The 8,380-nt window shown below is 63.4% G+C and carries 10 protein-coding genes; 3 read left to right on the top strand and 7 right to left on the bottom strand.

Going from position 1 to position 8,380, the window contains the following annotated elements; translation table 11 throughout:
- Positions 1-30 precede the first annotated feature (30 nt).
- Together ACIQ17_RS27445 and ACIQ17_RS27440 are read right to left on the bottom strand one after the other, a co-directional pair.
- The gene (locus ACIQ17_RS27445; RefSeq protein WP_211910252.1) at positions 31-306 is read right to left on the bottom strand and encodes a DUF2312 domain-containing protein; all 276 of its coding nucleotides are present in this window, start codon (positions 304-306) and stop codon (positions 31-33) included.
- A gap of 192 nt (positions 307-498) precedes the next feature.
- Entirely contained in the window at positions 499-801 is a 303-nt protein-coding gene (locus tag ACIQ17_RS27440; protein ID WP_398472515.1) for a DUF1244 domain-containing protein, read from the bottom strand.
- A 166-nt stretch (positions 802-967) separates the two neighbouring features.
- Between ACIQ17_RS27440 and ACIQ17_RS27435 the strand changes: the two genes are divergently transcribed.
- Both ACIQ17_RS27435 and pyk read left to right on the top strand, forming a co-directional pair.
- Entirely contained in the window at positions 968-1,579 is a 612-nt protein-coding gene (locus ACIQ17_RS27435) for a DUF1036 domain-containing protein (protein ID WP_398472514.1), read from the top strand.
- Between the two features lie 13 nt (positions 1,580-1,592).
- Positions 1,593-3,026: a pyruvate kinase gene (gene pyk / locus ACIQ17_RS27430; RefSeq protein WP_398472512.1), complete on the top strand. Its 1,434-nt coding sequence runs from the start codon at positions 1,593-1,595 to the stop codon at positions 3,024-3,026.
- A 133-nt stretch (positions 3,027-3,159) separates the two neighbouring features.
- Here pyk and ACIQ17_RS27425 read toward each other — a convergent pair whose 3' ends face one another.
- The 4 genes from ACIQ17_RS27425 to ACIQ17_RS27410 form a co-directional block, all read right to left on the bottom strand.
- Entirely contained in the window at positions 3,160-3,588 is a 429-nt protein-coding gene (locus ACIQ17_RS27425; RefSeq protein ID WP_398472511.1) for an OsmC family protein, read from the bottom strand.
- A 41-nt stretch (positions 3,589-3,629) separates the two neighbouring features.
- Positions 3,630-4,583 carry an alpha/beta fold hydrolase gene (locus ACIQ17_RS27420; protein ID WP_398472510.1) on the bottom strand — a complete coding sequence of 318 codons (954 nt, stop codon included), beginning with the start codon at positions 4,581-4,583 and terminating at the stop codon, positions 3,630-3,632.
- A 105-nt stretch (positions 4,584-4,688) separates the two neighbouring features.
- The gene (locus tag ACIQ17_RS27415) at positions 4,689-5,474 is read right to left on the bottom strand and encodes a DUF3108 domain-containing protein (protein ID WP_398472516.1); all 786 of its coding nucleotides are present in this window, start codon (positions 5,472-5,474) and stop codon (positions 4,689-4,691) included.
- 278 nt (positions 5,475-5,752) lie between these two features.
- Entirely contained in the window at positions 5,753-6,475 is a 723-nt protein-coding gene (locus tag ACIQ17_RS27410; RefSeq protein WP_398472509.1) for a DUF3750 domain-containing protein, read from the bottom strand.
- A 217-nt stretch (positions 6,476-6,692) separates the two neighbouring features.
- Between ACIQ17_RS27410 and ACIQ17_RS27405 the strand changes: the two genes are divergently transcribed.
- Positions 6,693-6,875, top strand: a complete 183-nt coding sequence (locus ACIQ17_RS27405; protein ID WP_398472507.1) for a hypothetical protein — start codon at positions 6,693-6,695, stop codon at positions 6,873-6,875.
- Between the two features lie 146 nt (positions 6,876-7,021).
- Here ACIQ17_RS27405 and ACIQ17_RS27400 read toward each other — a convergent pair.
- The coding region (locus tag ACIQ17_RS27400; protein ID WP_398472506.1) for a mechanosensitive ion channel family protein at positions 7,022-8,380 on the bottom strand (1,359 nt) is incomplete at its 5' end.

Here is an 8,380-nt window from a genome sequence, read left to right as displayed (position 1 = left end):
GACAGCCTGTGAGTGGATGAGGCTGGCGCCTCACAGCATCCCGAGCGCCTGCAGATAGGTCTCCAGGATCGTCTCCTGCTCGGCGCGCTCATTGGCGTCCTGCTTGCGCATGCGGATGATGGTGCGAAGCGCCTTGACGTCGTAGCCATTGCCCTTGGCTTCGCCATAGACGTCCTTGATGTCGTCGGAAATCGTCTTCTTTTCTTCCTCGAGGCGCTCGATGCGCTCGACGATGGCCTTGAGCTGGTCCTTGGCGAAAGAATGCGTTGCCTGGTCGTCCAGCACGGACGCAGCATTGGTGGCCATCGGAAACTCCTGAACTGATCTGGTAGGGTGGGTTGGCGAGAGGCGCCGGTTATGGGCGCTAGTCTCTTAAAAACTTGTCTCTAATTCGACACTCGGCCCCATCCCCCGACCGGGTCAAGCCGCGGACCAAATCATCCACAGCGCCCCCACAGGTTTCATCGCGCGCCGGGGTTGCAAGGGGTTGCATTCCGGTCAGTGGCCCGGATGCACCTTCTTCATTGCCTCGACCTTGTCGGGCGTCGCCTCGCTCTGGTGCAGCGACTTCCAGGTCTCGTACGGCATGCCGTAAACCGCCTCACGGCTCTCGTCCTTGCTCAGGGCGACGCCGCGCTCGTCGGCCGCATCCTTCAGCCAGTTCGACAGGCAATTGCGGCAGAAGCCGGCGAGATTCATCAGGTCGATGTTCTGCACATCGGTGCGGCCCTGCAGATGCGCCACCAGACGGCGGAACGCTGCGGCCTCCAGTTCGGTTTGTGTCTTCTCGTCCATCGCCATGTCGTGTCTCGCTCAAAAAATCCGCCAAGCCCGTAAGATGGGTTCTTTACCAGATTTCGCCATAACGCAGGTCAAACTACCGACGACGCGCCGAATCGGCGGCTGACGTTGACAGGCCAGTCTGGTCACGCGAAACCGTCAAGGAACTGATATATATCGGCGCCGAATGATCATCACGAATCCCCACGCAATCCGCCCCCCAGCCCGGTCTGGAAGATGGGCCAGCCTGCTGCCAGTTCTGGCCGTTATGCTGGCATGCATGTGGGCGACACCTGCAGCGGCGGATTTCCGGCTTTGCAACAACACGTCGAGCCGGGTCGGCATCGCGCTCGGCTACAAGGACGCGGACGGCTGGACCACCGAAGGCTGGTGGAACGTATCGTCGCGCGCCTGCGAGACCCTGCTACGTGGAACTCTGGTCGCCCGGTACTATTATATCTATGCCATCGACTACGACCGTGGCGGTGAATGGTCGGGTCAGGCCTTCATGTGCTCGCGTGACAAGGAATTCACCATCAAGGGGACCGAGAACTGCCTCGCGCGCGGCTTCGACCGCACCGGCTTCTTCGAAGTCGATACCGGTGAACAGCGCGCCTGGACGGTGCAGCTGACCGAGACCAACGAGCAACCACCCAAACTACCGGGCCTTCCGAGTCCAGGCCCTGGCGGACCGCCTCCCGGCGCACCAGGCGCCGGCTTCCCGGCACTGCCCAACAACTCGGGCAATCCGCCCGGCGGACCAACGCCGCCAGCAACCACGCCCGGTACGAAGCAATAGAACGAGCCAAGATATGAGACGCCAACGCCGCATCAAGATTCTGGCCACGCTCGGCCCCGCCTCCTCCGACAGCGCGATGATCCGCAAGCTGTTCGAGGCCGGCGCCGACGTGTTCCGCATCAATATGAGCCATACGCCGCACGACAAGATGCGCGAACTGGTGAAGACGATCCGCAATGTCGAGAGCAGCTATGGCCGTCCGATCGGCATCCTCGTCGATCTCCAGGGCCCGAAGCTGCGCGTCGGCGCTTTCACCGATGGCGGCGTCCAGCTCAAGAACGGCGAAGCCTTCACGCTCGATTCCGATCCGTCGCCCGGCGACGGCACCCGCGTGCACCTGCCGCATCCGGAGATCCTCGCGGCTCTGCGCCCCGGCCATGCGCTGCTGGTCGATGACGGCAAGCTGAAGCTGATCGCAGAGGAGACCTCGGCCGATCGCGCAGTCACGCGCGTTGTGGTCGGCGGCCGTATCTCCGACCGCAAGGGCGTCAGCCTGCCCGATACCGACCTCCCCGTCTCCGCCATGACGCCGAAGGATCGCAGCGATCTCGAGGCCGCACTCGAAACCGGCATCGACTGGGTCGCCCTTTCCTTCGTGCAGCGCGCCGAGGATGTGCATGAGGCCAAGCGCCTGGTGCGCGGCCGTGCCGCCATCATGTCGAAGATCGAGAAGCCACAGGCCATCGAACGTCTCGAATCCATTCTCGATGCCTCCGACGCGCTGATGGTCGCCCGCGGCGATCTCGGTGTCGAACTGCCGCTGGAGCGCGTGCCAAGCCTGCAGAAGCGCATGACCCGCATGGCGCGCCGCGCCGGCAAGCCGGTGGTGGTCGCGACGCAGATGCTGGAGTCGATGATCCAGAGCCCGGTGCCAACCCGCGCCGAAGTCTCCGACGTCGCCACCGCGATCTATGAAGGCGCCGACGCCGTGATGCTGTCGGCGGAATCCGCCGCTGGCAAATTCCCGGTGGAAGCGGTCTCGACCATGAACCGCATCGGCGAGGAGGTCGAACGCGATCCGACCTATCGCAACGTGCTCACCGCCCAGCGACCCGGCCCCGAAGCCACCGTCGGCGACGCTATCGCCGACGCTGCGCGACAAATTGCCGAGACGCTGGAATTGTCGGCGATCATTTGCTGGACCAGCTCGGGCTCGACCGCGATGCGCGTCGCCCGCGAGCGTCCGAAGCCGCCGATCGTCGCCATCACGCCGAACCTTGCCGGCGGCCGCAAGCTGTCCGTCGCCTGGGGCGTGCATTGTGTCGTCGCGGAAGATGCGAAGGATCAGGACGACATGGTCGACCGCGCCGGTCGCATCGCGTTCCGCGATGGCTTTGCCAAGGCCGGCCAGCGCGTCATCGTGGTGGCAGGCGTGCCGCTGGGGACACCCGGCGCGACGAACATGCTGCGCATTGCCTATGTCGGTTCGAGCGATACGGGCGAGTAGTTAGAGTGCCCTCTATCCACGTCATGGCCGGGCTTGACCCGGCCATCCACCTTTGCCATGCGCGCGCAGATGGATGCCCGGCGCAAGGCCGGGCATGACGAGTTCAAACTGCGAGGTAAGAGCCCAAGCGCCCTTATCCTTCCAGCTTGGCGTCCAGCGAGATCTCCGCATTCAGCACCTTCGACACCGGGCAGCCGGCCTTCGCCTTCGCCGTACACTCGTCGAACTTCGCCTTGTCCGCGCCCGGGATCTTGGCCACCAGCGTCAGGTGCACCTTGGTGATGGCAAAGCCCTCGCCCTGTTTCTCCAGCGTGACATCGGCCTTGGTGTCCATCTGGTCGGCCTTCATGCCGGCCTCACCGAGGATCAGCGACAGCGCCATGGTGAAGCAGGCCGCATGGGCCGCACCGATCAGTTCTTCCGGATTGGAGCCGGGCTTGCCCTCGAAGCGGCTGGCGAAACCATAGGGATAGTCGGCGAGCGCGCCGCTCTTGGTCGAGATCGCTCCCTTGCCGTCCTTGATACCGCCCTGCCATTTGGCCGATCCGAATGTCGTGGTCATGCACATCTCCTCATCTGGTTGTGAAGTCGATCGATATGATCCTAGCGCGACGCAGCCGTCGGATTTGTGTCAGTGGCGATCAGTTTCTCGATCTCGCCAACGACAAGCTCCGGGGCTGCATTTTGCACCATATGCCCAACGCCGGGGAGCAGGATTAGTTTGCCATTCGGCACCGTCTCGATGAGCCGCCTGGAATGAATCTCGGGCGAGACCGTGGTGTCCGCATCGCCGGTGATGGCCACCACCGGCATTCGCAGCTCGCCATAGCGCGGCGCCTGCTCGCTGACCGCTGCTTTCAGCGTCACCAGATCCCAGGCGTTGGCGAGAAATTCCCGCGGCCGCAGCAGTAGCGGGATTGCGCTTCGGGCCATGTAACCATCCGGCATGGCCTGCGGCGCGAACACGCTGCGCGTCGCCGGCTCCGCCAGCAGCAGCCCCAGCGGCAGCGTGATCGTATAGGCCAGAACGGGCCCGATCACCGGCGTCGTCACAACTGCATTGTAGGTCCCCACGCCCCCAGGCCACGGATAGGCAACGCCCGCAAGCGAGACGAGACCAGCCACACGCTGCGGATAATCGAGTGCCATGCGCAGACCGAGCACGCCGGCCAGCGAATGCACGACCACGATTGCGCGTTCGATCTTCAACTGCCCGAGCACGTCGTCGATCATCTTCGCCTGCAGCGCCGGGGACAGGTTTTCACTGCGCGTGCTCCAGCCATGACCGGGGCGATCGATCAGGATCACGCGATGTTTGGTCGCCAGCAGGTCGCCGAGCGGCACGCGCATGGAGCCGAGATTGGAGCTGGCGCCATGCACTAGCACAATCGGTGGCCCGGCCGCGTCACGCGGTCCGAGATCGAGCACCTGCAGGCGGGCACCGGTGACGTCGAAGAACTGGCCAGCCGGCGGATATTGACGTTGCAGCACCGCCACGCCGATTTGCGTAGCAATAGCGAGCCCGGCGAGCACAACCGCCAGCGCGAGAACGATCATCGACGATGTCCGGAGAAATGAACGCACCGGTAAGATACGCTCCCCACCGTGATAGGTTTCGCGCCGGGCAAGGCTCAGACTCCTGCCACACCGGGATGCGGCCGCTCATCGCCCCACATTGATGAGTTCGCCATCGACACGGGCATCGATCAGCTCGATCCGCGCCGTGCCGAGCTGCAATGGCACCACCGCATTGACGAGAAACTCGAAAGGCCCCTTGTCCGCGGCGACGGACGATATCCTGATCTTTTCATTCTCCCGGATGGATTTGACGTAGGCGGCATTGGCCAGACGGCCCGCGACAGGATTGTAGCGGACCGAGCAAAGACTGGCCTGCCCGCGATAGCCCGGCGTTCGCGTCGCCTGCTGGCCAAGAAAAGCGGTCGATACATCGGCGCGGAGGCCGCCGCCATGAATGCGCAAGGCATCGCCGCATGTATTGGCCGGCTTCGGATCGCCTGACGTCATCGCCGCCACCAGGGCGCTCAGCGGGTCGATGACATTCTGCCCGTGCTCGGTCGAGATCGGCACCCGCTCGCTGATATCCTTCAGCGGCGGCTCGATCGTGATCGCGGCCACATTGCTCGATTTGAAGTTCACCTCCTGGCGATGCGTCTCCTTCGCCGATCGCGATGAATAGACGTAGCGTTCCGGCTGGACCTGCCCGTTCTGATATTTCCCCTTCGACTGCATTTCGAAAGAAAAGGCGGACATCGTGGCAGCCGCGCCGCTGACATCGCCGCCGAGCCGCGCTTCATAGCGGTCCTGGGTCAGGTCGATGCTGAGAGCGACGGTCGCCACCGGCAGGCCCAGATAGCAGGCCCAGATAATAGGCTTTGTAATTGGCGCGAAGCTGCGCCGCAGAGACCGGCGAGACCATGCCCGAGGCAACGGACGCAAGGCCGAGAACCCCGGCGTGAATGGCGAGATGCGATAGACGTCGTCTCATGATCTTCCCCTGAGCGGCCTGAGGCTGATCGGGATCCGACCATGCACCGTCACGACCGGGCAGCAATCCGGCCCACGGCTTGAGCAAATGTGTGGCGGCCAGTTTCCAACCAGATCGCCTGAGATGATTGGTCGCACTCAACTGGCCGGTCGCAGCGCCGCGCCGCTTTGCCGATCACGGAGAGATGCGATGCAGGACCACGGTCGTCACGGCGGCGTGATCACACGCTCATACCGAGGCGGCCGATGCCCGGCAGTTTGATAGCAGGGCGCCTGATATCAAAGCCGAGCACGGCACCGAGAATGTTGAGCTCGATACCTTCGATCCAGCCCACCGTCAGACCGAGATAACCACCAAGCGTCGCGCGGACACCTGTCCCCGATGGCGTCCAGCCGAACACATTGCCCGCGTAGGGAAAATCTTTGCCGATCGCGGTCGGCGGCAGAGCCACCTGCAATTCCGGCACAGCGGCGAGTACTGCCGTGACGAAGGTATTCGAGTTCGGCCCGGGCCAGGCGCGATAGTCGCCATAGGCGCGCCAGGAATAGCTCACGATGGCCGCCTTGATCTTGGGAATCATGGCTTCGGCGGCCGCGCCTTCCGCTGCAGCGATGGCTATCGGTTCGTCACCGAACCAGCGGCCATCGGCGGCGAAGCCGTTGAGCCGGATCGGATCGCCCCAGGCGGTATAATCATAGCGCGAATAGCTTTTCGCACCCTTCTCCTTGAACACCACCCAACTATGAACTGCGAAAATACCGCGCCAGCGCACGGTGCGCGCAGCAAAAACACGGACCAGCGCCTCGGGATGCTCCGCCGCCGGCGGCAGGAGGCCGGCACTGGAGCGATCCGCGCTTTGCCAGTTCACGGACCGGTCGCCCGCCCAGTATTTCGCGGCCGACAAACCGATCGGCACGACAAGCAGTGCAAGCAGAACCAGCACGATTTTTCTCACAGAAGGATCCGAAACGGGAAGGAAGCGGGGATATCCGCTTGGATATGGGGCGCTCGCCAAGTTTCGCCATCAGCCCTGCGACACAAAGTCTGCCGTAGCTGTCCACGCTATCCACAGGAACGACACGCATTCGGGCAGGTTGTTGCCACGATCACGAGGCGGAGTGTCTGCCATGATCGCAAATGATCGAAGGTGGAGAATGAACATGGCGCCCGATCTGATCGAAACCGACATCGATGAAATCGTTTCGACCTGTAACGGAGATCTGCGCGGCGCCGTGAAGGCCCTGCTGCTGGTTAACGAACAGCTCGAGACCGAGTTGCAGCAACTCTATGCAGCATCAGTGCGTGGTGGCGCGATCCGCCCCGGCACGGGCGCCGTGCATTAGTCGCAAACTTCAAACTCGTCCTGTCGTCGTCCGGCCTACCGGGCGGTTCAGTGGACTCGCGTTGAGTGCGTAACGACGCGGCCGGCGTTGGCTGGATCACCCGTTTTCGCGGGTGACCGCAATTGGCGTTGAACGCTTCCGCGCCATCACGCGCGGCGTTTTTCCTGCTTGGTTTCCTTCGCTTCGCCCATCTCGGCGTCACCCGTGTCATCTTCCTTCGCCGGCGGCGGCAGTTGCATCACGACCGTCTGGTTCGGCGAGGCGATATCGATCCCCTCCTCCTGCAGGCGCATCTTCATGCGGCGATTGAACTCGCGCTGCACACCCCAGCGGCCGGAATCCGTGCAACGGATCTGGCCGACCAGCGTGGCCATCGAACCATCTACCTTGTCCACGCCCCACAGTTCGAGATCGCTGCGCATGAGCGGACGATAGGCATCCTCCTTGCGCATCTCGACTGCGATCTGCTTGAGGATCTCGCCAACGCGATCGGTGTCTTCCTTGTAGCCGATGCTGACGGATACCGCCGCATTGCCGACACCCCGGCTGGAATTGGTGATGGTCGTCACCGCGCTGAACGGGATGATATGCACCGAGCCGTCTCCGGCGCGGAGCCGGATGGTACGGATCGACAGATTCTCGACGACGCCGCTCAAACCTGACACGGCAACCGTGTCGCCCACCTGCACCGTGCTCTCCAGCAACAGGAACAGGCCGGTGATGACATCCTGCACCAGCTTCTGTGAACCGAAACCGATGGCGACGCCGAGAATGCCGGCGCCAGCCAGCAGCGGCGCGACATTGACGCCGATCTCGCTCAGCACCGTGAGCGCAATCACCGCGATGATCACGCCGAGCAGCGCCGTGCGCAGCATCGGCTGGAACGTGCGCAGCCGCGCCGCGCGGGCGAAGTGGCCATCGCGTGTCAGCGATGTCAGCTGACGCTCCATGACGGCATTGGTGCCCTCCCACACGATCGCGGCTGTCACGGCGGCGATGGCGACGGTGATGAAAGCCGAGACGACGCGGCTGCCGATCTGCCCGCCATAGAACCAGACGATCGCATTGACCCCCCAGACTTCCAGCAAGGCAACGAGGCCGATCACCGCAACAATCCCGGCGACGACTTTGCGCAACAGTGGCAGATAGCGATTGGCGCGGGCTTCGAGTCCCGGGAAACGCTTCAGCACATCCGGCCGGATGCGGAAGCCGCGATCGATCAGGCTGAGCAACATCATCGAGACGAGGCGGGTGATCAAAACGACAATCACGGTGCCGACGATATATTGCAGCAGCAGCGCGTAGCCGTTGCGGATGTTGAGCGCCCAGATCCCCCATGCAGCCATCACGACGACGATGCCGAATACATGCCAGAGACCGGCGAAACGATTGCGCATGCCGTTCAGGAAGCCGGTGGCGCCGACCGGCCCACGCAGCGCATCGGCGACAGGCTTGCGGCATTGCAGGATGATGACCACGACAAACAGATGCACGACCAGCATCAC

It is taken from the genome of Tardiphaga sp. (assembly GCF_044340795.1).
Lineage (GTDB): Bacteria > Pseudomonadota > Alphaproteobacteria > Rhizobiales > Xanthobacteraceae > Tardiphaga.
This window is presented reverse-complemented; position numbering and strand designations above follow the sequence as displayed.